The sequence below is a fragment of the Bradyrhizobium sp. HKCCYLS20291 genome (assembly GCF_051167715.1).
Classification (GTDB): Bacteria; Pseudomonadota; Alphaproteobacteria; order Rhizobiales; family Xanthobacteraceae; genus Bradyrhizobium.
In genome coordinates this window covers 606,015-628,252 of the sequence record NZ_JBNPTO010000001.1, presented here as the reverse complement: position 1 = coordinate 628,252, position 22,238 = coordinate 606,015, and the positions used below count along the sequence as shown (strand labels likewise).

At 66.8% G+C, this 22,238-nt stretch carries 17 protein-coding genes; 7 read left to right on the top strand and 10 right to left on the bottom strand.

Going from position 1 to position 22,238, the window contains the following annotated elements:
- Positions 1-92: 92 nt before the first annotated feature.
- Positions 93-818 (bottom strand): TerC family protein, encoded by a 726-nt coding sequence (locus tag ACQR07_RS02995; RefSeq protein WP_434900855.1) that lies wholly within the window; start codon positions 816-818, stop codon positions 93-95.
- Positions 815-1,549: a phosphatidylcholine synthase gene (gene pcsA, locus ACQR07_RS02990; RefSeq protein ID WP_434900854.1), complete on the bottom strand. Its 735-nt coding sequence runs from the start codon at positions 1,547-1,549 to the stop codon at positions 815-817. Before pcsA ends, ACQR07_RS02995 begins: the two co-directional genes overlap by 4 nt.
- Before the next feature lie 117 nt (positions 1,550-1,666).
- Here pcsA and ACQR07_RS02985 point away from each other — a divergent pair, with 117 nt between their 5' ends.
- The gene (locus tag ACQR07_RS02985; RefSeq protein ID WP_434900853.1) at positions 1,667-2,866 is read left to right on the top strand and encodes a UbiH/UbiF family hydroxylase; all 1,200 of its coding nucleotides are present in this window, start codon (positions 1,667-1,669) and stop codon (positions 2,864-2,866) included.
- 64 nt (positions 2,867-2,930) lie between these two features.
- Here the strand turns inward: ACQR07_RS02985 and ACQR07_RS02980 are convergent, their stop codons facing one another.
- Complete coding sequence (locus ACQR07_RS02980; RefSeq protein ID WP_434900852.1) at positions 2,931-3,884, bottom strand: AEC family transporter; 954 nt, start codon at positions 3,882-3,884, stop codon at positions 2,931-2,933.
- A 133-nt stretch (positions 3,885-4,017) separates the two neighbouring features.
- Here ACQR07_RS02980 and hspQ point away from each other — a divergent pair, with 133 nt between their 5' ends.
- Positions 4,018-4,350, top strand: coding sequence for a heat shock protein HspQ (hspQ, locus tag ACQR07_RS02975; RefSeq protein ID WP_008965329.1), 333 nt, complete (start codon positions 4,018-4,020; stop codon positions 4,348-4,350).
- 99 nt (positions 4,351-4,449) lie between these two features.
- Here the strand turns inward: hspQ and ACQR07_RS02970 are convergent, their stop codons facing one another.
- Positions 4,450-5,229, bottom strand: a complete 780-nt coding sequence (locus ACQR07_RS02970) for an invasion associated locus B family protein (protein ID WP_434900851.1) — start codon at positions 5,227-5,229, stop codon at positions 4,450-4,452.
- A 272-nt stretch (positions 5,230-5,501) separates the two neighbouring features.
- On the opposite strand from ACQR07_RS02970, the gene ACQR07_RS02965 reads away from it, so the two are divergent.
- From ACQR07_RS02965 to ACQR07_RS02955, 3 genes are all read left to right on the top strand, one after another.
- Positions 5,502-7,316 (top strand): extracellular solute-binding protein, encoded by a 1,815-nt coding sequence (locus ACQR07_RS02965; protein WP_434901054.1) that lies wholly within the window; start codon positions 5,502-5,504, stop codon positions 7,314-7,316.
- A gap of 66 nt (positions 7,317-7,382) precedes the next feature.
- Positions 7,383-8,891: an AMP-binding protein gene (locus tag ACQR07_RS02960; protein ID WP_434900850.1), complete on the top strand. Its 1,509-nt coding sequence runs from the start codon at positions 7,383-7,385 to the stop codon at positions 8,889-8,891.
- A gap of 143 nt (positions 8,892-9,034) precedes the next feature.
- Positions 9,035-10,267, top strand: coding sequence for a GGDEF domain-containing protein (locus ACQR07_RS02955; protein WP_434900849.1), 1,233 nt, complete (start codon positions 9,035-9,037; stop codon positions 10,265-10,267).
- Between the two features lie 564 nt (positions 10,268-10,831).
- Here the strand turns inward: ACQR07_RS02955 and mfd are convergent.
- Both mfd and ACQR07_RS02945 read right to left on the bottom strand, forming a co-directional pair.
- On the bottom strand, positions 10,832-14,347 hold the full coding sequence (mfd, locus tag ACQR07_RS02950) for a transcription-repair coupling factor (protein ID WP_434900848.1): 3,516 nt from the start codon (positions 14,345-14,347) through the stop codon (positions 10,832-10,834).
- A complete protein-coding gene (locus ACQR07_RS02945) occupies positions 14,347-14,634 on the bottom strand; it encodes a succinate dehydrogenase assembly factor 2 (RefSeq protein WP_434901053.1) in 288 nt (95 codons plus the stop codon). Before ACQR07_RS02945 ends, mfd begins: the two co-directional genes overlap by 1 nt.
- Positions 14,635-14,829: 195 nt before the next feature.
- On the opposite strand from ACQR07_RS02945, the gene recG reads away from it, so the two are divergent.
- Positions 14,830-16,932 carry an ATP-dependent DNA helicase RecG gene (recG, locus tag ACQR07_RS02940; RefSeq protein WP_434900847.1) on the top strand — a complete coding sequence of 701 codons (2,103 nt, stop codon included), beginning with the start codon at positions 14,830-14,832 and terminating at the stop codon, positions 16,930-16,932.
- Positions 16,933-17,090: 158 nt separating this feature from the next.
- On the opposite strand, the gene ACQR07_RS02935 is transcribed toward recG, so the two are convergent.
- Both ACQR07_RS02935 and ACQR07_RS02930 read right to left on the bottom strand, forming a co-directional pair.
- On the bottom strand, positions 17,091-17,951 hold the full coding sequence (locus ACQR07_RS02935; protein WP_434900846.1) for a DUF1932 domain-containing protein: 861 nt from the start codon (positions 17,949-17,951) through the stop codon (positions 17,091-17,093).
- A 156-nt stretch (positions 17,952-18,107) separates the two neighbouring features.
- A complete protein-coding gene (locus ACQR07_RS02930; RefSeq protein WP_434900845.1) occupies positions 18,108-19,985 on the bottom strand; it encodes an autotransporter domain-containing protein in 1,878 nt (625 codons plus the stop codon).
- A gap of 260 nt (positions 19,986-20,245) precedes the next feature.
- On the opposite strand from ACQR07_RS02930, the gene ACQR07_RS02925 reads away from it, so the two are divergent.
- Complete coding sequence (locus ACQR07_RS02925; protein ID WP_434901052.1) at positions 20,246-20,620, top strand: VOC family protein; 375 nt, start codon at positions 20,246-20,248, stop codon at positions 20,618-20,620.
- A gap of 26 nt (positions 20,621-20,646) precedes the next feature.
- Here ACQR07_RS02925 and ACQR07_RS02920 read toward each other — a convergent pair whose 3' ends face one another.
- A complete protein-coding gene (locus ACQR07_RS02920) occupies positions 20,647-21,432 on the bottom strand; it encodes a DUF502 domain-containing protein (RefSeq protein WP_434900844.1) in 786 nt (261 codons plus the stop codon).
- A 149-nt stretch (positions 21,433-21,581) separates the two neighbouring features.
- Entirely contained in the window at positions 21,582-22,196 is a 615-nt protein-coding gene (locus ACQR07_RS02915; RefSeq protein WP_434900843.1) for a LysE family translocator, read from the bottom strand.
- Between the last annotated feature and the right edge of the window lie 42 nt (positions 22,197-22,238).

Sequence of the window (22,238 nt, the reverse complement as noted above, 5' to 3'; positions counted from 1 at the left end):
GCCCGGCGCGCGCGAGCCGCGGCGCCGTTCGGCCATGCCGTGGGCTGAAAGCGAAGGCGATCACGCGCGCCTTGTCAACTCAGCCCTTCAACTCAACCCTTGCGTTTCCTGCGGTTGCGGGAGGCCATCACGTTGAAGGCCTCGACCGCGAGCGCGAAGACGATGGCGAAGTAGATGTAGCCGCGGGGGATGTGGAACTCGAAGCCGTCGGCGACCAGGGCGACGCCGATCAGCACCAGGAAGGCAAGCGCCAGCATCTTGGTGGTCGGATGGTTGGCGACGAACCGCGCGACCGGCCCGGACGACACGTACATGATGATCATGGCGATGATGACCGCCGCGATCATGATCTCGAGATCCTGGGCCATGCCGATCGCGGTTATGATCGAGTCCAGCGAGAACACGAGATCAATGACGATGATCTGCAGGATGACCCAGAAGAACTTATTGGCGCCGCCGCCCTCCTGCCCCTCCTCCTCCCGTGCCTCGACCTCGCCGTGGATCTCATGCGTCGCCTTGGCGATCAGGAACAGGCCACCTGCGATCAGGATGATGTCGCGCCAGGAGAAGCCGAGGCCGCGGATCGAGAACACCGGCTGGGTGAGTCCGATCAGCCAGACCAGCACGCTGAGCAGCATGATGCGGAAGATGAGCGCCAGCGCCAAGCCGATCTGGCGGGCCCGCGTCGCCTGCGGCTGCGGGATGCGCGAGGTGATCACCGACAGGAAGATGACGTTGTCGATGCCGAGCACGATTTCGAGCGCGGTCAGCGTCAGCAGCGCGGCCCATGCCTCGGGACTGGTCAGGAGGTCGATCATGCTTTCAAAGATCTCAACAGGCGGATCGCGGAGTCGCTGGCGACGATATAGAGGCCGATGGCGCACAGCACCGCGGTGACAAAGGGACTGACGACGAAATCCTGGGCCAGCGCGTCGATGACGAGTATGCCCCAGAGCACGACCAGCGGCAGCGTCAGCCAGCGCAGCCGCGCGACGCGCACCGGGTGGATGACGTGAAACGGGGCGAAGGTCAGCGCAATCAGGACCGCGAGTCCCAAGGTGGCGAGCAGCGGCGGCGGATGCAGCAGGAACAGGTAGAACGCCGCGATGTTCCACAGTCCCGGAAAACCACGAAAATGATTGTCGTCGCTCTTCATGCGCCGGTCGGCGAAATACAGCGCGCCGGTCACCGCGATGCCGACGCCGATCACCGGCGCGGCCAGCGGCAGCAGCATGCCGCTCGCGGTGATCGCATAGGCCGGCACGAACACATAGGTGGTGAAGTCCACGACGAGGTCGAGCACGTCGCCCGACCAGTCCGGCTGCAGGTTGATGACATCGAGCCGGCGCGCCATCGGTCCGTCGATTCCGTCGATGACCAGCGCGACGCCGAGCCACCAGAACATCGCGGTCCAATGCTCGCGCACGGCCTGCAGCATGGCCAACAGCGCGACGCCCGCGCCGAGCGCCGTGAAGACGTGCACTGAAAACGCCGCGGCGCGGCGCGCGGACGTCGCCGATATCTCGCTCGTTGGTCTCACCTGATCCATGCAGTTGCAGTGCTATCAGGAATCGGAGCGAATTGCATATCGTTGCTTGCGGCGATGCGCCGCGCAGGCACGATCGCGGCCCTTGAAAAAGCGCGCGGGAAGGTCAATTGTTCCGCCATGACCGACCAAGAAAACAGCTTCGATGTCGTGGTTGTCGGTGGCGGCCCGGCCGGGCTCGCGGCCGCCATCGCCCTGTCACAGACCGGCGTCCGCACCGCCCTGGTGGCGCGCCACGTCCCCTATGCCGACAATCGCACCACCGCCCTGCTCGGCGGCTCCGTCGACTTCCTTGACGAGATCGGCGTGTGGTCCGCCTGTCGCGATCGCGCGGCCGGGCTGAAGGCGATGCGGCTCGTCGACGACACCGGACGCCTGATCCGCGCGCCCGAAGTCCGCTTCGTCGCCGACGAAATCGGCCTCGACGTGTTCGGCTACAACATCGCCAACGAGGTTCTGGTCGACGCGCTGGAGGAGCGCGCGCGCGCCATCGAGGGACTGGTGCGGATCGCCGAGGACGCCGAGAGCGTGCGCAGCGACGCGCAGTCGGTCACGATCACCACTACGTCCGGGCGCACGCTCAGCGCGCAGCTCGCAGTCGGCGCCGATGGTCGCCACTCGCTGTGCCGGGGAGCTGCCGGCATCGGCGTCAGCCGTCGCGCGTTGCAGCAGACCGCGCTGACCTTCAACATCACCCATGCGCGGCCGCACCACAACGTTTCGACCGAATTCCACACGCCGCACGGGCCATGCGTGTTCGTGCCGTTGCCGGGCGACCGCTCGAGCGTGGTGTGGGTCGCTGCGCCAAAGGAAGCCGAGCGGCTTCATGGCCTCGACGACGACGCGCTCTCCGCCGCCGCCGAGCGGCAGTCCCACGCGATCTTCGGCCGCGTCCATGTCGAGCCGGGACGGCACATGTTTCCGCTCGGCATCGAGCGGCCGCAGCGCTACGCCCAGAACCGGATTGCGCTGATCGGTGAAGCCGCGCATGTCGTGCCGCCGATCGGCGCCCAGGGACTGAACCTCGGCCTGCGCGACGGCATCGACATTGCGGAGGTCGTCCGCCAGGCCAGGGCTGCCGGCGAGGATCTCGGCGCACCTCAGGTGATCGCCCGCTATTGCGCGGCCCGCCGCGCCGACATCCTGAGCCGCACCTTCGTCATCGACGTTGCCAACCGCTCTTTGCTCAGCGACCTGCTGCCGGTGCAGTCGATGCGCGCGGTGGGGATGCATCTGATCGGCGGCATCGGTCCGCTGCGGCGGCTGGCGATGCGCGAAGGGCTGGCGCCATCCTGGCGCACGACCCGCAGGGCGGGCTGATCTTACCTCTCTGTTTGAGCATGATCTTTTCGGAAAACCGGATTCCACTTTTCCGGATCATGCTCTAAGGAAACACCAGCCGGCCGCTCTGGATCAGCCACATCACGCTGGTGAGCGTGACCACGGACGCGAAGGTGCCGATCAGCACCGCTGACGAGGCCGGCTCGATCCAGCTGTCGTGCTGGCGCGCGATGATGAACACGTTAAGCGCTGGCGGCAGCGCCGCCATCAGCACCGCGGTGGCCGCCCAGGGCTGTGGGAACGGCCCGAACAGCAGCATCAGGCCGAACGACAGCAGCGGGTGGATCACCAGCTTCGTGATCGTCAGCACCGGCACCTCCCAGGGCAGCCGCTCGAACGGACGCAAGGCGACGGTGACGCCAAGCGCGAACAGCGCCGTCGGCGCGGCCGCGTTCTGCAGGAACTGCAAGGTGCGGTCGAGCACGGTCGGCGGATGAATCTGTAGCGCTGCAGCCAGGATGCCCGCAGCTGTCGCCATGATCAGCGGGTTCTGCAGGATCTGGCGCAGCACGGTGCGCAGCGCATGCGCGATCGAGGCGTGATCGCGCTCGGTGAGCTCGACCAGCAGCGGCACGATCGAGAACAGGAAGATGCTGTCGCAGCAGAAGATCAGCGCCGTCGGCGCCGCTGCCTTGGCGCCGAGCACGGACAGCGCCAGCCCTGGCCCCATGTAGCCGATATTGCCATAGCCGCCGGCGAGACCAGCCATGGTCGCCTCGCGCAGCGACAGCCCGCCGATGAGCTTGCCGAGCAGCAGCGCCAAGGTGAAGGTGAGCATGGTTGCGAGCGTCGTTGCAACCAGGAAGGGTGGGTTGCTCAGCTCCGCAAACGGCGTCCGCGCGATCAGGTTGAACAACAGCGCCGGCAGCGACACGTAAAGCAGGAAGAAGTTCATCCAGGCCAGCCCGGCCTCGGGCAGCCTCCGCCATTTACCGCAGGCGAAGCCGATGAAAACGACGCCGAAATAAGGCAGAGCGAGATTGAGAATGTCGAACATGGATCTCGGCGGGGCGGCCCTCTGCGGGCCCGGAATGCGGGAGGTCGCGGCGCGGCGCGATTCGGAACTGTCTAGATTAAATCCGCCGGAGGGGCACTAGCATCGGCCTCAATCCTGGTCTATTCGACTGAGCATGATCAAAGCGCGAACCGCCAAGTTTCAGATCGGTCAGATCGTCCGGCACCGGGTGTTCTCGTTCCGCGGCGTGATCTTTGACATCGATCCGGAGTTCAACAACACCGAGGAATGGTGGTTGTCGATCCCCGAGGAGGTCCGGCCGCACAAGGATCAGCCGTTCTACCATCTGCTGGCGGAGAACGCGGAATCCGAATACGTCGCCTATGTGTCGGAACAGAACCTGGTTCCGGACGAGTCCGGCGAGCCGATCCGGCACTCTCAGGTTGCGGAGATCTTCATCAAGGACAAGTCCGGCGGCTACCGCCCGCGCAATCCGCTGCTGAACTGATCCGCCCGCTCGAAACCCTCGCCGGTCGCACTACGACACCGAATTCGCAGCACCGAGCTGAAGAAAAAAGGCGCTCTCCTGAGCGCCTTTTCTGTGTGCTTACTGCTTGGCCTGAGGCTGGGCCTGCTGCTCCAGCTTCTTGCGCTGCTCTTCAGCGCGCTTCTGCAGCTCTTCCTGCAGCTTCTGCTGGGTCTTCTCGAACTCCTTCGGATCGGTCGGCGGACCGTCATAGGCCTTGGCGAAGCTGCTGTTGCCCTCCTGCAGCGGCAGCGGCAGCGTCAGCGCGGTTCCGTTCGAGTTGAACGCCTGGACGTAGAGGGTCTGCCCCTTCTTGAGGCTGTTCACGAAATCCGCGGAGGCCTCGTAGTCCGACATGCAGCCGTTCTGGAAGCAGATCACGAATTTGCCGTCGATCGGAGTTCCGGTATCGACCGCGATCCGCGTTCCCGGCTGCAGCTGCATGCCGAGCGGCAGGGTGACGCGCAGGATCTTGCGCGGCTCGCCTTCGGGCTCGATGATCACGGCCGCAACCACAGGCTGACCGGACTCGATGCGGCCGTCCTTGCCGATGAAGCAGACCTGCTTGGCGTTGGCGTCCTGGCCCTTGAGGCAGAACTTGGTCCAGGGCGCGTAGATCAGCTGCGGCATGTCGGCTGGGGCCTGAGCCTGCTGGCCGCCGGCCGGAGGAGCGGCGGGAGCCTGGGCGGCCGGCGCGGGGGCCTTGGGGGCGGCAGCGGGAGCCTTCGCCTTGGGCGCAGCAGGCGGCTGGGCCTGCGATTGCGCCTCCGAAGCGAACGAAACGGCCAGCGCGGTGACCGCCAGCAGGGCGATGCGCCGCCCACGCGGCCCAACCGACGAGGCCAAGTCACGGAAATACATTGCGGAAAACCCTTTCTGAACGGCAGCGCCCGAGACCGCCAAAGGCGCCACACCAAGCCGTTGAAGCGGCTGTCTCCTCAGGAAATGAGGCGGTTAAGTGACAGGCGTTGCCGCCCGGCTTAATTGACCGCTTTCATAACGCGGTGCGCGGAAAGATCAATGCCGCGAGACCATGGCAAGGCTGGGGTCTAGCGCTTGCCGGCGTGTGATAAAAGCCTGTTGTGGCCTGTTTCGAATCAAATGCTTGCGTTCTGGTCCTGACGTTGCAGCGCATGTTCGGCAGGGCGCTGCGCGGCTGCGCCATGGTCCTGGCGCTGTCGCCCGCTTTCGACACGGTGCCGGCAACCGCTGCCGAAACTGCGGCAATTGCCATGCATGGGGCCCCGGCCCTGCCCGCCGGCTTCGATCACATGGCCTACGTCAATCCGGACGCGGCCAAGGGGGGACGCCTGGTGTGGGGGCTGCTCGGCACCTTCGACAGCCTCAACCCGTTCATCGTCCGCGGCGTCGCAGTGCAGCAAATCCGCACCTATGTGGTCGAAAGCCTGCTCGCCCGCGGCAATGACGAGCCGTTCACGCTGTACGGGCTGCTGGCGCGGAGCGTCGAGACCGACGACAACCGAACCTACGTCACCTTCCGGCTTGATCCCCGCGCCCGCTTTTCCGACGGGCAGCCGGTGCTCGCTGACGACGTGGCGTTCTCCTGGAGCCTGCTGCGTGACCACGGCCGGCCGAACCACCGGCAGTACTATGGCAAGGTCGCCAAGGTCGACGTGCTCGATCCCCTGACGATCCGGTTCGATTTCGGCGGCGAACAGGATCGCGAGCTGCCGCTGATCCTCGGGCTGATGCCGATCCTGCCGAAGCACGCCACCGACGTGGCCGGCTTCGAGGACACGACGATGACAGCGCCGCTCGGCTCCGGTCCCTACCGCGTGACGGCGGTTCGCCCCGGGGCGAGCATCACGCTGAGCCGAAATCCCGATTATTGGGGCCGCGATCTGCCGATTAATCGCGGCTTGTGGAACTTCGACGAGGTTCGCCTCGATTACTACCGCGAGGCCAACGGCCAGTTCGAAGCCTTCAAGCGCGGCCTCTACGACTTCCGCGTCGAGACCGAGCCGCTGCGCTGGCACGACGGCTATGATTTCCCGGCGGCGCGCAACGGCGAGGTCGTCCGCGACAGCATCACCTCGGAGATGCCGCAGCCGTCGCAGTTCCTGGTGTTCAACACACGCCGCGCGGTCTTCGCTGACGTCAAGGTGCGCCGTGCGCTGACGCTGCTGTTCGACTTCGAGTGGATCAACCGCAACTATTTCTTCGGCCTGTACCGCCGCAGCGGCGGCTATTTCGCCGGCTCCGAGCTGTCCGCCTATGGCCGCGCGGCGGATACGGCCGAGCGCGAATTGCTGAAGCCGTTCGCCGCGCAGATCCCGCGGGACATCATGGACGGCAGCTACCGCCTGCCGGTGACCGACGGCTCCGGCCGCGACCGCACCGCCTTGAAGGCGGCGCTCGACCTGTTTGAGGCGGCCGGCTACGGGCTCGACGGCACGATGCTGCGGCAGCGGACGACAAAGGAGCCGCTCGCCTTCGAGATCCTGGTCACGACGCGCGACCAGGAGCGCATCGCGCTGGCCTATACCGCAAGCCTGAAGCGCGCCGGCATCAATGCGTCGATCAGGGTGGTCGATCCCGTGCAGTTCGACCAGCGCCGGCTCAGCTTCGAGTTCGACATGATCCAGAACCGCTGGGACCAGTCGCTATCGCCCGGCAACGAGCAGGCGTTCTACTGGGGCAGCGAGGCCGCCGACCGGACCGGGACACGGAACTACATGGGCGCCAAGGACCCGGCGGTCGACGCCATGATCGCCGCGCTGTTGCGGGCCCGCGACAGGACGGAATTTATCTCGACCGTTCGTGCATTGGACCGTACCCTGATGGCGGGGTTCTACGCTATTCCAGTGCTCAATGCCGCCGAGGAATGGATCGCTCGGTGGAATCGTATAGAACGGCCCAAGAGGACAGCTTTGACGGGAGCGCTCCCGGAGAGCTGGTGGCAGCGGCCGGAGCCGGCACCCAGATGACCAACCGGGGCAGTTGGTCTTGAGGGAATTTGTATTAGCCGGATCCGTGAAAGTACGGGGCAACAGGTGAATCAGGCCAATACGTCGCCGACGCTCGACGCGTTGTTTCAACGCATCCTGGCGCGCAAGCCGGATGCGGTCGCGTTGGTCGATCCGATCAACAAGCAGCGCATCACCGGCCGCTCTCCGATGCGTCTGACCTATGCGGAAGCCGATCGGGTGATCTCGGCGCTCGCAGCGCATTTCATCGACGCCGGGCTGCCGCCGCATTCGGTCATCGCCGTGCAGTTGCCCAACACCATCGAGTTCGTGCTGACGGTGCTCGCGGCGCATCGGGCCGGGCTGGTCGTCGCCGTGTTCCCGCTGCTGTGGCGCCAGGCCGAGCTGGTGGCGGCGTTGAACCGCACCAGCGCGCGGGCGATCGTCACGATGTCGAAGGTCGACGGCGTCATCCATGCCGACCTCGCCATGAATGCCGCGGCGGAAGCGTTCTCGATCCGCCACGTCTGCGGCTTCGGCAACGACCTGCCCGAAGGCATGTTCTCGCTCGACCAGTCGATCGCCAAGCCGTCGCGCTCGACCCGCGGGCTGATGCCGGACGGCCGCAAGGCCGCAATCGTCTCGTTCGACGTCACCGCCGACGGCTTCCGCGCGGTGCCGCGCAGCCATCTCAGCCTGATCGCCGGCGGGCTTGCCATCTCGCTCGAGAGCGATCTGCCGCAAGGCGTGAACATGATGTCGGCGTTCGTGCCGTCCTCGTTCGCGGGCCTCGCTGCCTCCGTCGTCACCTGGCTGCTGTCCGGTGGCAGCTTAGCTCTGCATCATCCGTTCGACGCCGATGGACTGGAGCAGCAGCTCGCCGAGCTCGCGTGCGACACGCTGATCGCGCCGGCGCAGCTTGTCCTGCGCCTCGACGGCAGCGAGCTCGCCGGCCGCCTGCCCAATCTGCGCTACGTGCTTGGCCTGTGGCGCGCGCCCGAGCAGGTGGCCTCGAGTCCGGCCTGGAAGACCCGCGACATCGAGCTCACCGACGTCTATCTGTTCGGCGAAGCCGGCCTGTTCGCGGTGCGCCGCACCTCGGCCGACGGCAATCCGGGACCGGTCAAGCCGGGCCGGCAGGGTGCGCCGCGCGAGCAGCCGGGCTCGTCGATCGCCGGCGAGATCCTGGTCACGCCGAAGGGAACGCTGGGCCTGCGCGGACCGATGGTGGTGATCGCCGCCTACGCGCCGCCGGCGCCGCCCAGTGACTCGCTGATGCCGCCGCCCGCGCGCGACTATGTCGATACCGAATATGCGGTGCGGCTCGATCGCGCCCACGACACGATCTCGATCACCGCGCCGCCGGCCGGCGTCATGGCGGTAGGTGGCTATCGCTTCCTCGCCCAGGACCTGCATGAATGGTCGCGGCGGCTGGGCCAGGGCGCCTTGCTCACCGCCCTGCCCGACCGTCTGAGCGGCCACCGGCTCGCCGGGCGTGCGATGGACAATGCACGGGCCCGCGAGGCGCTGGCGGAGCTCGGACTGAACCCGCTGATGGTCGAGGCGTTTCGCGATCGCGCCACGTCGACGGGCTGACCGCGCTGCAGAACTTGCCGCGCGGCTCCAGCGCGGAAGCCTTGTTGCAGAAAGCCCTGCTGCAGTCGGAACAGTGTTGACGCCGCGTTAACAGGAGAACTCTAGGATCGCGCAGTATCATCAGCGTATCCTGAGTTTCCTGGATGTCTCAACAAGGCCCGCTTCTCGTCGTCTCCCGGTCCCCACGCGCTTCGCTGATCGCGGCCCTTGACGCGGCGCAAATCCTTCCCTCGATCGAGAGCCGCTGGGACGAAGCGACGACGATCGTCTCGCGCGTCCAGCCAGCGGCCGTGCTGGCGGTCATGGACGGCGCTGACACGAACGACATCCATGCCGTCTCGCAGCACCTGGACGCGCGCAAACCCTATATTCCACTGATCGCCATCGCGCCGGGCGACGCGACGCTGCCCGACAACGCCATTCCCCTGCACGGCAGCGACAACACCGACCGCCTGCTGGCGCGGCTGCGCGCCGCGCTGCGGGTTCGCACGCTCCACGCCACGGTGCTGCGCCGCCTTGCCGAGAAGAAGACGGACGGTGCGACGCTGCCGGAGACCGACCCGCTCGACGATGCGACGGTGCTGCTGCTCGGCCGCGGCGCCTCGATGCCGGGCCTGTCGGTGGCGCTGGGTCAGCGCGTGGCGGTGGTCGGTGCGCTGAGCATCGAGGCCGCCGCCAAGCATCTGTCGAGCCGCGACATCGACGGCGTCGTGCTCGGCGAAGGTTTTTCGCCGCGCGTCGTCGACGCCTTCCTGGCCGTCCTCGCCGAGGACACCCGCTTCCGCAATCTCGCGGTCGTCGTCACCGCCAACCAGCCGGCGCCGCTGCAGGAGCTCGCCAATCTCGAGATCATCGCCGGCGATCCGCAGCGCATCGCGGCGCATGCGCTGCCGATGATCCGGCAGCACGCCTTCGAGGCCCGCCTCAACCGCACCCTGCGCGCGATCGAAGCCGGCGGCATGCTCGACCCGCAAACCGGCCTGCTCACCCGCAATGCCTTCGCGCGCGACTTCGCCACCGCCGTCAGCCAGACCCAGAAGCGCGGCGGCAGCCTCGCGGTCGCCCGCTTCGCCTTCGATCCGGTCAATCCGCGCGCGCAATATGACGGCGCCCGCATCATCAGCCGCCTGATGCGGCGGATGGATTTCGGCAGCCACGAGGACAACGGCTCGGTGGTCGTGGTCTTCGCCGAAACCGACCTGCGCTCCGCCCACGCCATCGCCCGCCGCCTCTCCAGCGTGATGCGCCACACCTCGCACGGCAAGCGCGACACGCGAAGCGAGCCATCGATCACGATTGCAGCGCTGCAGCCGGGCGACACGGCGCGCACGCTGCTGGCCCGGGTCTACGGCGAGGCGCAGCGCGCGGCGTCGTAAGTTTCGAGGCAAGCCCTCTCACCGTCATTGCGAGCGCAGCGAAGCAATCCAGAGTCCCATCGACGCCCTGGATTGCTTCGCTGCGCGCTGCGCTCGCAATGACGCAGTGAATTATCAGCTCGCATCACATTTAAAGTCCCAACACCGGTCCGGAGGGTGGGCAAAGGCGCAGGCACGGTCTCACCACATGCGAGCTATCAGATGGCGCCGTGCCCACCATCTCGCCGCTGAGAATGCCGCGCGACGGTGGGCACGCTGCCGCCTGGCGGCGGCCGCTTTGCCCACCCTACGAGATCTCGCGTTCCGCGCCGGGCGTTGGTTCTTCGGCCACGATCTGATCCAAACACGTGCATGTTGAGATCGCGCATTTGCCCCACTCCTATGGTGCAATCCCAGCTCGAATCGGGGGCATCTGGCGAAGCGGAGCAATGCGTCATGCACAACCGGCAATCTCGCGAAGAGACCGATTGGGTCAGCGTCGTGGCCATCGTCTCGGTGTTCCTGATCGCCAGCCTTGCCTTGCACTTCGGCTGGCAGATCCGGTGAGACTCGAGCCGGCGTCGATCACGCCGCCTTTTTCTTCTCCGCGAGCTCTGCGAGCTCCTTGAGAATATCCGTGGTGCCGGCGAGGCGCTCCTCTGGCGTCTCCCAGATCTGCAGGAACACCACCTTCATGTCGGGGCGCACCTTGGCGGCTTGGCCGTGGCGCTTGATGAAGGCGACGAGGCGGTCGGGATAGGCGAAGCTGTTGTCGCGGAAGGCTATGACGGCGCCCTTCGGGCCGGCATCGACCTTTTCGACATTGGCTCTCCGGCAGTAGTTCTTGATCGCCGCGACCTTGAACAGATAGCGCGTCTCGTCCGGCAGCTTGCCGAAGCGGTCGCGCAGCTCGGCCGCAAAGTTCTCGATCTCCTCGTCGGTCTCGAGATCGGCCAACCGTCGATACAGCGACAGCCGCACCGATAGATCGGAGACGTAGTCCTCCGGGATCAGCACGGGCATGCCGATGGTGATCTGCGGCGACCAGCGGTCGACGGTCGGCTCGGTGATCCCGGCCTTGAGGTTCTCGATCGCCTCCTCCAGCATCGACTGGTAGAGCTCGAAGCCGACCTCCTTGATGTGGCCGGACTGCTCGTCGCCGAGCAGATTGCCGGCGCCACGGATGTCGAGGTCGTGGCTGGCCAACTGGAAACCCGCGCCGAGCGTCTCCAGCGATTGCAGCACGCCGAGGCGCTTCTCAGCCTGCGCACTGACCTTGTGCGTCGACGGCAGGGTGAACAGCGCATAGGCCCGCAGCTTGGAGCGGCCGACGCGGCCGCGCAACTGATAGAGCTGGGCGAGGCCGAACATGTCGGCGCGGTGCACGATCAGCGTGTTGGCGCGGGGAATGTCGAGGCCGGACTCGACGATGGTGGTCGACAGCAAGATGTCGAACTTGCCGTCGTAGAACGCCCCGATGATATCCTCGATCACGGTCGGCGCCATCTGGCCGTGGGCGACCGCGACCTTCATCTCCGGCACGGTCTTGTCGAGGAACTCCTTCACCTCGGCGAGATCGTCGATGCGCGGCACGACGTAGAACGCCTGGCCGCCGCGGTAGCGCTCGCGCAGCAAGGCCTCGCGGATCATCACGGGATCATGCGGCGCGACGAAGGTGCGCACAGCCAATCGATCGACCGGCGGCGAAGCAATGATCGACAGCTCGCGCACGCCCGTCAGAGCGAGTTGCAGGGTGCGCGGGATCGGCGTCGCCGACAACGTCAGCACGTGGACTTCCGCGCGCAGCTGCTTCAGGCGCTCCTTGTGGCCGACGCCAAAGTGCTGCTCCTCGTCGACGATGACGAGGCCGAGGTCGCGGAACTTGATCGACTTGCCGAGCAGCGCATGGGTGCCGACGACGATGTCGACCGAGCCGTCGGTGAGCCCCTTCTTGACCTGGTTGAGCTCCTTGGTACTCACGAGGCGCGAGGCCTGCGCAACGTTCACCGGAAAGCCCTTGAAGCGCTCAGTGAAGGTTTTCGCATGCTGGCGCGCGAGCAGCGTGGTCGGCACGACGACGGCGACCTGCTTGCCCTCGAGCGCGACCGCAAACGCGGCGCGCAGCGCCACCTCGGTCTTGCCGAAGCCGACGTCACCGCACACCAGCCGGTCCATCGGGCGACCCGCTTCGAGATCGCTGAGCGTCGCCTGGATCGCGGTGAGCTGGTCCTCGGTCTCGTCATAGGGGAAGCGGGCGCAGAACTCGTCGTAGAGGCCGGCCTGCACCGGCAGCTTCGGCGCCTCGTGCAGCATGCGCTCGGCGGCGATCTTGATCAGCTCGCCGGCCATCTCGCGGATGCGGTTCTTCAGCTTGGCCTTGCGGGTCTGCCAGCCCGAGCCGCCGAGCTTGTCGAGCTCGACACTGGTCTGGTCGGAGCCGTAGCGCGACAGCAACTCGATGTTCTCGACCGGCAGATACAGCTTGGTCTCGCCGGCATAGCGCAATTCGAGACAGTCGTGCGGCGCGCCGGCGACCTCCAGCGTCTGCAGGCCAACGAAGCGGCCGATGCCATGATCGACGTGGACCACGATGTCGCCGATGGCGAGGCTCGTCACCTCGGAGATGAAATTGTCGAGCTTGCGGCTGGCGCGGCGCGGCCGCACCAGGCGGTCGCCGAGAATGTCCTGCTCGGAAATGACGGCGATCTGGTCGGTCTCGAAGCCGGATTCGAGCCCGAGCAACGCCAGCATGGTCTCGTTGCGCGGCGTCGCCTGTACCACGCGCCAGGTGTTGACGCTGGTGACGTGGATCAGCTTGTGGTCCCTCAACATGCTGGCCATGCGGTCGCGCGAGCCTTCGCTCCACAGCGCGATCACGACCTTCTTGCGCACCGACTGCAGCGCCTGCACATGGGCGACCACGGCCTCGAACACGTTGACGGCGGCATCGTTACGCTCGGGCGCGAAATTGCGGCCAGCCCGTGCGTTGATGTCGACGACGCCGGTGCTCTCCGGCACGGCGAATGGCGTGACGCGTGCCAGCGGCACGGAGTCCAGCCGATCCTTCCATTCGGACGCCGTGAGATACAGCCGGTCGACTGTCAGCGGCTTGTAGATCGCGCCGCCGCCGGGATGCTCCATCGCCTCGCGGCGTGCGTCGTAATAGTCGATGATCTGCTTGAAGCGCTCGCGCGCGGCGTCCTCGCCCTGCGGCTCGATCACGATGGGGGTGTTCGGCAGATAGTCGAACAGGGTCTCCATCTTGTCGTGGAACAGCGGCAGCCAGTGCTCCATGCCCGGATAGCGGCGCCCCTCGCTGACGGCCTCATACAGCGCGTCGTCGCGCTCGGGCGCGCCGAACTCGGCGACGTAACCCATGCGGAAGCGGCGGATGGTATCGGTGATCAGCTGGAATTCGGAGACCGGCACGAGATCGAGCGAGCGCATGTCGAGCAGCGTGCGCTGCGTCTCCGCATCGAAGGTGCGGATCGATTCCAGGCTATCGCCGAAATAGTCGAACCGCACCGGCTGATCGAGGCCGGCGGGAAACAGATCGAGGATGCCGCCGCGCACGGCGTACTCGCCGCTCTCGCGCACGGTCGAGGAGCGGTGGTAGCCATTGTGCTCCAGCCACGCGACCACGGAATCCATCGGCACGACATGGCCGGGCGCCACCGACAGCGCCTGCCCCGCCATCGTCTCGCGCGCCGGCACGCGCTGCACGATCGCGTTGACGGTGGTCAGGACGATCAGCGGCTTGTCGCTGCCGGCGAGGCGCGACAGCCGCGCCAGGGTGGTGACGCGCTGGGCCAGGATGCCGCCGTGCGGCGAGACGCGGTCGTAGGGCTGGCAGTCCCAGGCCGGGAACTGCATCACCGGAAGATCCGGCGCGAAGAAGTCGAGCGCCCGCGCCAGCTGCTGCATCCGCGCGCCGTCGCGACAGACCACGGCGAGGCTGACCGCAGGCGGCTTCGGCCTGGCGGCGATGGCCCGCGCCAGATCGGAGACGACGAGGCCCTCGGCGCCCTCGGCGACGTTGGCGAGCGTGAGCGCGCGCCCCGGGGCGAGGTGTTCGGCGGGCGACTTGACGGGACTCTTCATCAATCGGCGTCCACGGCGCGGAACGCCTTGATGCGCGCGAACAGCGCCGGCGTCTGCTCGGGCGGCAGCGGCCGGGCGCCGGTGATAGCGGCGTAGAAGTCCGGGTCAGGGACTTCCAGGAGCTGCTCGAGCTGGTCCAGCTCGCTCTCGGAGAGGGTGCCGATCTCCGCATCGGCGAAGCGACCGAGGATCAGGTCCATCTCACGGGTGCCGCGATGCCAGCAGCGGAACAGGAGCCGCTTGCGGCGGTCATCGAGGCCTTGGCTTGATCGGGTGGTCCCTGTCATCGCGGTATCCCTGCAGTCCAACGCGGAAAGCCCGGACGGTGCCGGGCGCGGCTCGATATAGCGATGCACGGTGCCCATGTCAGCCCTCCGGTGCCGCAGAACCGGCATGTCCGCGCGCGAAAGCGATGAAAAAAGAGGTGGATGCCGGGGCGTTCGCGGCTATTCCGGCTCGCAAACCGCTTTAAGTGTCCAGCCATGCGCCCTGCCATCCTCAATCCGCTGTTCGCGCCGGTCACCACCCTCTCCGGGGTCGGGCCGAAGCAGGACAAGCTGCTGCGCTATCTGCTCAGCTGCAGCGAGACGCCGCGGCTGGTCGACCTGCTGCTGCACCTGCCCGCCTCCGTGATCGACCGCCGCAACCGGCCCAAGGTGCGCGACGTCGAGGTCGGCACCGTCGTGACCCTGGAGGTGACGGTCGATCGCCATCGCCCGTCACGTAACGCCCGCGCGCCCTATCTGGTTTACGCCAGCGACGACACCGGCGACGTCGTCCTGACCTTCTTCCGGCCCAAGGGCGACTACATCGAGAAGATCCTGCCGGTCGGCGCCAAGCGCTACGTCTCCGGCACCGTGCAGATGTATGACGGCGTTCCGCAGATCGTGCATCCGCAACCCATCCTGGATGAAGCCGGGTTCGCCAAACTGTCAGGAATCGACCCGGTCTATCCGCTGACCGAAGGCCTCGCGCTCGGCTCGCTGCGGCGCGCGATCGCCGCGGCGCTGATCAAGCTGCCGGAGCTGCCGGAATGGATCAGCCCGGAGGTGCTCAGCCGCTGCAACTTCCCGCCATTGCGGGAGGCGCTGACGCGGGTGCATGTCCCGCAGGAGCTGACGGATATCCTCCCCGAAAATCCGTTCTGGTCGCGCCTCGCCTTCGACGAGCTGCTCGCGGGCCAGCTGGCGCTGGCGCTGGTGCGGGCGCAGCTGCGCCGGCCCGCGGGCAACCGTCACGCGGGAGATGGCCGGCTGCGCCGCAGGATCATCGACGCCTTGCCCTACGCTCTGACGAACTCGCAGGCGCAGGCGATCGAGGCCATCGCGGCTGATCTCGAAAAGCCGGTGCGCATGCTCAGGCTGCTGCAGGGCGACGTCGGCTCCGGCAAGACGGTGGTGGCGCTGCTCGCGGCCGCCGCCGTGGCCGAGGCCGGCAAGCAGGCCGCGCTGATGGCACCGACCGAGATCCTGGCGCGCCAGCACGCCAAGACCATCACGCCGCTCGCCGAGCGCGCCGGCATGAACGTCGCCATTCTCACCGGGCGCGAGAAGGGCAAGGAGCGCCGCGACATCCTCGCGCGCCTGGAGGCCGGCGAGATCGACGTCCTGATCGGCACGCATGCGCTGATCCAGGACGACGTCATCTTCAAATCTCTGGCGCTTGCCATCGTCGACGAGCAGCATCGCTTCGGCGTGCGCGAGCGACTGGCATTGACGTCGAAGGGCGAGGCCGTCGACGTGCTCGTGCTGTCGGCGACGCCGATCCCGCGCACCCTGGTCCTCACTTACTTCGGCGACATGGACATCTCCGAGCTGCGCGAGAAGCCGGCCGGCCGGCAGCCGATCGATACGCGTGCGGTGGCCGATACCAGGCTCGCGGAGGTCATCGACGCGGTCGGCCGTGCGCTCGATGCCGGCAAGCTGGTGTACTGGATCTGCCCGCTGGTCGAAGAATCCGAGGCCGAAGGTATCGATCATCTCACCAACGCCACCGATCGCTACGACAGCCTGCGCGAGCGCTTCGGCGACAAAGTCGGCCTCGTCCACGGCAAGATGAAGGGCAGCGAGAAGGACGAGGTGATGGGGCGCTTCTCCGCGCATGAGCTGCGGCTGCTGGTGGCAACGACGGTGGTCGAGGTCGGTGTCGACGTGCCCGCTGCAAGCATCATGGTGATCGAGAATGCCGAGCGCTTTGGGCTGGCGCAATTGCACCAGCTGCGCGGCCGCATCGGCCGCGGCGCGGAGGCCTCGACCTGCATCCTCCTGTATCACGAGCCGCTCGGCCAGATGTCGAAGGCGCGCCTTGCGGTGATCCGCGAGACCACCGACGGCTTCCGCATCGCCGAGGAGGATTTGAAGCTGCGCGGCGAAGGCGACGTGCTCGGTATCCGCCAGAGCGGCCTGCCCGGCTATCGCATCGCCCGCCCCGAAGTGCATGCGCAACTGATCACCCAGGCCCGCGACGAGGCAATGCGGATCCTGAAGGAGGATCCCAAGCTGAAGGGCTCGCGCAGCGACGCGTTGCGCTGTTTGCTGTATCTGTACGAACGCGACGAGGCGATCCCGCTGCTGACGGCGGGGTGACTCGTCATGATGTTCGGTAGGGTGGGCAAAGGCGCGCCGGAGACGCGCATGTTGGTCGAACCCTGGCCCGCGCCGTGCCCACCGCGAACGGCGATGGATGGGATGGTGGGCACGTCACACCGCGCGTTGCGCGCTGTGCCTTTGCCCACCCTACAAGATCACCGCGCCGTCTTCGTCCTGCAGCTCTCGGCGAACGCCACCAGCTGAGCCGCCTCGGTGCCGTCGCCCTGCACGTCGGCTGCGATGTGCTCGAACAATCTGGCAAAACCCTCGTAGACCGGCGCCGCCGGATGATCGTCGCCGAGGAAGCCCGCGATCTCGCGCATCTCGGCGACCCAGCGATAGGCCTTCGGCAGCATGTCCGGCAGCGCGGTGCCGAGCCGCGCATGGATGTTCGGCGCGCTCGCCGCCAGCTCGTCGCGGAGCGCGTCGGCAGCGCCGGCCCGCGTCGCGGCGAGCACCATCGCGGCGCCGAGCCCGGTCAGGCCCTTGTTGATTCCGGCATAGGACATCTTGAGCGCCGAGGCCGCGCCGATCGGGCCCTGGATCACGTGCAGGTCGAGTCCGAGCTGGCCGAGCACGGCCACATCGGCCGCCGCCTCGCCGCTGACATGGAACGTCGGTCCCTTGCTGCCCGGCTTCGGCGGCACGCCGATGATGGCGGCATCCACCAGGCGCGCGCCCGAGGACAGCACGATGTCCTCGATCGTCCTGATGGTCTCGACGTTGACGGCGTTGCAGTCGACGATGATCGGCTTCTTGGAATTGCTGATGATGACGGTCGCGAGCTGCTCGGCGAGCGCCACGGCCTCTCCAGGCGGCACGATCGACAGGATGATGTCGGCATGCGCGATCTCATCGTCGCTCGCAGCGGTCATGCCGGACGCGGCCGCCCTCGCCTGCGTGGCCACGCTGCGGCCTTGCAGCGATGTCAGCACCTTGCAGCCGTGCTCGGCGAGACGGCCGGCGACGGCGCTGCCCATGGCGCCGGGCGCGATGATGGCAATGCTGCGGGGCATGAGGACTGGCTCCAGTGATCACGATGGTCGCGGAGACTATGCGCATCCGGCGGACCAACGGAAGACACGAAAACGGAGGGGCAGCCCTTCCGGACTGCCCCTCGCCACGGCCACAGCAGCAGTCGCGCCCCCCAGCGCCTGCTGCTTCAGCCGAACTCAGAACGAGATCTTCAACCCGCCGCTGCCGAAGAAATCATCGCCGCCGGTCCGGCCGATGGTGCGCGACACCGTCGCCGTCAGCGCCACGTTGCTCCAGAACGGCGCCATCACGCCGGCACTGACGCGGCCATAGACGTTGTGCGACGTGCTGTTCGGAACCGTCCAGTTGTTGACGATGAGCGGAGCCGAGGTCGCGCTGTACTGGATCAGGCGGCCGTTGCCGATGATGTCGTCATCGAGCGTCAGGTTCAGGTACGGACTGATGGTGGCGCCCTTCATCTGGAACGGCGTACGCAGCTGCACGCCGACGCTGCCGATCAGGGTCTCGGCGGTCTGCGAGCCGACGGTCAGCGTCAGCGCAGGGTCGCCGGCCTCGGTGAAGCCGTCGACGCGGGCACGGGCATAGGTCAGGCCGCCGATCGGCCCGAGCTTGGCGGCGCCGGCATCGAACAGGTAGCCCGCCTTGCCGGCCGCCACGAAGGTGGTGCCGCCGGGGTTCGAGGTGATGATGTCGACGATGCCCGGACGGGTGTTGCGATAGTCCTGGTGACCGATCGTGGCGAGACCTTCGGCAAACAGGTTGCTGCTGGCCCACGCGCCATAGACGCCGAACTGATAGGAGTTCGCGTCTGACGTGCCGGTATTGTTGAACAGCTTCGCCCTCGGGTTGGCGTAGTCGAACGCGGTGCCGATCATGGCGTTTGCCGACAGCCGGTACTCGACGCCGATGGTGCCGCCGATGCTGTCGAGGTTGAAGCCGTTCGACGCGACGTTGCCCTGACGATTGCTGAGGCCGCCATTGCCCTGCATGTAGAACGACCACGGGCTGACGGGTGCCAGCGGCGGGGCCTTGGCGTAAGGCGCCTTGGTCATCGAGGCGAAGGAGTTCATGGTCGACGGCGCGAAGCCTGCGGTCTCGCGGAACATGTCGAGCTTGCCGAACAGCGTCGAGGCAAAGCCCATCGCGCTGATCGACGCCACCTCGCCCTGCGGCGCCAAGGTCAGCGGCGCATTGAGGCGGTTGACGATGTACTGGCCGAGCACCTCGAAGCCGTGCGAGGTCAGATGCACGCCGTCGACGTAGAACAACGACTGATACTGCAGGGCCGGATTGCCGATACACGCGGCCGAGCAGGCGAAGCTGCTGAAGCCGTAGCGTGACGGATTGGCCTGGATCAGCTTTCCGATCAGTCCGGTGTCGACATATTCGACCCGCACGCCAGCGCGCGCCACGCCGGCGAGCGAGGCCTGCATCAGGCTGTTGTAGGTCTGGCTGAACGCCGACCCGGCCGGGACATTGGGCTTGACGAGCGCCTCCGGCAGCGTGCTGACGTCGCCGACGGTAAACACGATGGTGCGTGCGCCGGCGCCGACCAGCGCGTTGATGCCGGCCATCGCCTGCCCAGCCGTCACCGCTGCGGCTGCCGGCGCGCCTGCAAGCGTGCCGCCGGCTTGGTAGTAGGCCCGCGCGTCATTGCCGCCGACCGAGAGCTCGACCAGGTCGGTCGGCGCGATCGTGCCGGAGAAGCCAGTCAGGCCACTCCACTCCTGCGCGAAGCCGGGGATGCCGACACCGGCCACGTTGGTGTTGCCCGCCATGGCGCCGCCAATTGCGTAGTTGAGCTGGGGAATACCGAGCAGCGCCGAGGTCGTATCGACGAAATTGGTACCACCGCTGAATCGGCCGGTCGGATACAGCGGCAATTTGCCGACACCACCCGTGAAGATCCAAAGATTGCCCGTGTCGGCGTAGCTGTCGCCGAAGGCCTGGATGCGCGTAAAAGTCGTTTGGGCCGATGCCTGCCCCGTTAGTTGCAGCGACGCCGCCGATAGCGCGACCATCCCCCACAAGCACGCCTTACTCACAACTCTCATACGCATCCTCCGCAACGCCTTCCCTTTGTTTGCGCAATGTTTCCATTGTGACGAATTGAAACACCACCGCCCGTCGGTTGTAGGCGCAAGGGTGTCGCTTGCTGTGCCTTCCGGGCATCATCATGCAGCGCGAAGCACCACTCAGCGCACGCACGCCCGCCCGGCGCACGGCTCAAGAAACACTGCTGACAGAATCTGGCAGGGGGCTCGGCTATTCCGGCGGGCAAGCGCCGCTGCCGGCGCCGCCAACGGAGACACCCATGCCCGAGTTCAGCTTCCTGATTCTCTATGTCGACAACCCGCCGGCCAGCGCGGCCTTCTATGCCGATCTGCTGGGACGTCCGATCATCGACCAATCGCCGACCTTCGCGATGCTGCCGCTGCGCGACGGGGTCATGCTGGGGCTGTGGTCACGGCACACGATCGAGCCCGCCGCGGCGGGCGCCGCAGGCTCAAGCGAGGTTGCATTCACGGTCGGCGATGCCGGAGAGGTGGAACGCATTCACGACGACTGGAAGGCGCGCGGCCTGCCGATCCTTCAAGCGCCGACGCGGATGGATTTCGGCACGACTTTCGTTGCGCGTGATCCCGACGGGCATCGCCTGCGCGTGTTCGTGCCGCAGGACGCCGGCTGATCAGCCGGCGAACTCAGCCGACCGGCTCAGTCGACCTTGGCCGGCTCCAATTGCGGCGCCGGCTGGGCGCTGGCGACGCGCGCGGCGTTGGCCATATTGGCGAGCGCCGCCGCCTTCTTCTGCTGATCGGAGCCCGGCTGCACCACGCCGCAGGACATGATCAGGGTCGCCGCATCCTCGGCGCTCATGTCGACCTCGATGATCTTGCTCTTCGGCAGATAGAAGAAGAAGCCGGTCGTCGGGTTCGGCGCGCACGGCAGGAACACTGAAATCTGCTCGTCGTCCCCTGGCAGACGGTTGGCGATTTCCGTGCTCGGCGGCTGCGAGATCAGCACGATCGACCACATGCCCGGCGAGGGAAACTCCACCAGGCCGACCCTGCGCAGGCTGGAGCCCTTGCCCGAGAACAGCGTCTCGAACACCTGCTTGAGACCGCGATAGATCGCGCGGACCGCGGGAATGCGGCCGAGCAGACGCTCGCCCAGATCGACCAGGGTGCGCCCGATCAAGTTGGCGGCGAGGAAGCCCACCAGCGTGAGACCGATCACGGCCACGATCAGCCCGGAGCCGGGCACACCGAACGGCAGATAGGTTTCAGGGCGGTAAGCCAGCGGCACGAAGGGACGCACCAGACCGTCCACCCAGGTGACGAACCACCAGGTGAGATAGAGGGTGATCGCGACGGGTCCGGCAACCACGAGCCCGGTCAAAAAGTAGTTTCGAAACCGAAACATCAACCCATGGTGGGGCGTCTCGGCCGGGGCTTCGGCCAAGGGATCGGTCTCGGGCGGCACGTCGTCGCGGGAACTCATGCGAACTTCCAGGTCGGATCAGATCTCAGCTAGGCTCTTAGCAGATTTTTGAAAGGGCAAGGCCCTCTTTCCGACACAGCCGGGCGCTTTGCCGCCCGCGTGGGGTGGTCCGCCCGGCCCGCTCGCAAAAAGCGTCAAAAATCAGCCTGCTAGGCGCTGCGCAGCGGCAACGCCAATCCCACGGCCACGAAGATGCTGCCGCAGACCTGGTTGAAGCGGCGCCCGGCCCGGGCAAGCCAGGGACGAACCCGGGCGGCGGCGCTGGCGATCGCCACCTCGGTCAGGAATTCGGTGACCGTATAGGTCAGGGCGACGATCGCGAACTGCCCGAGCAGGCTGCGACCGGGATCGACGAATTGCGGCAACAGCGCGCTGAAGAACAGCAGGCATTTGGGATTGGTCGCAGCGGTCAGGAAGCCCTGGCGAAACATCTGATGCCCGCTGGCCCTGGCGCGCGCATGGCCGAGATCGACCGCCACCGGCGGCGATCGCCACAGCTTGATGCCGAGCCAGGCGAGGTAGAGCCCGCCAATCCACTTCAGCACGACGAGCCAGGTGATCGAGGACTGCACCAGCGCGCCGATCCCGAACATGCACAGCGCCATGATGAGGATGAAGCCGATCAAGCCGCCGGCAATCGTGAACAGCGTCTTCCGTCCGCCATGCAACGCCCCGTGCGTCAGCGCCAGCAGGCCGTTTGGTCCGGGGGTGAGCGAGATGCCCACCGCGGTGACGAGAAACAGCAGCCAGGTGTTGAGGGCCATTGCGAATTCCGGTCATTGGGTGACATGGCAGCGCGACCAAAC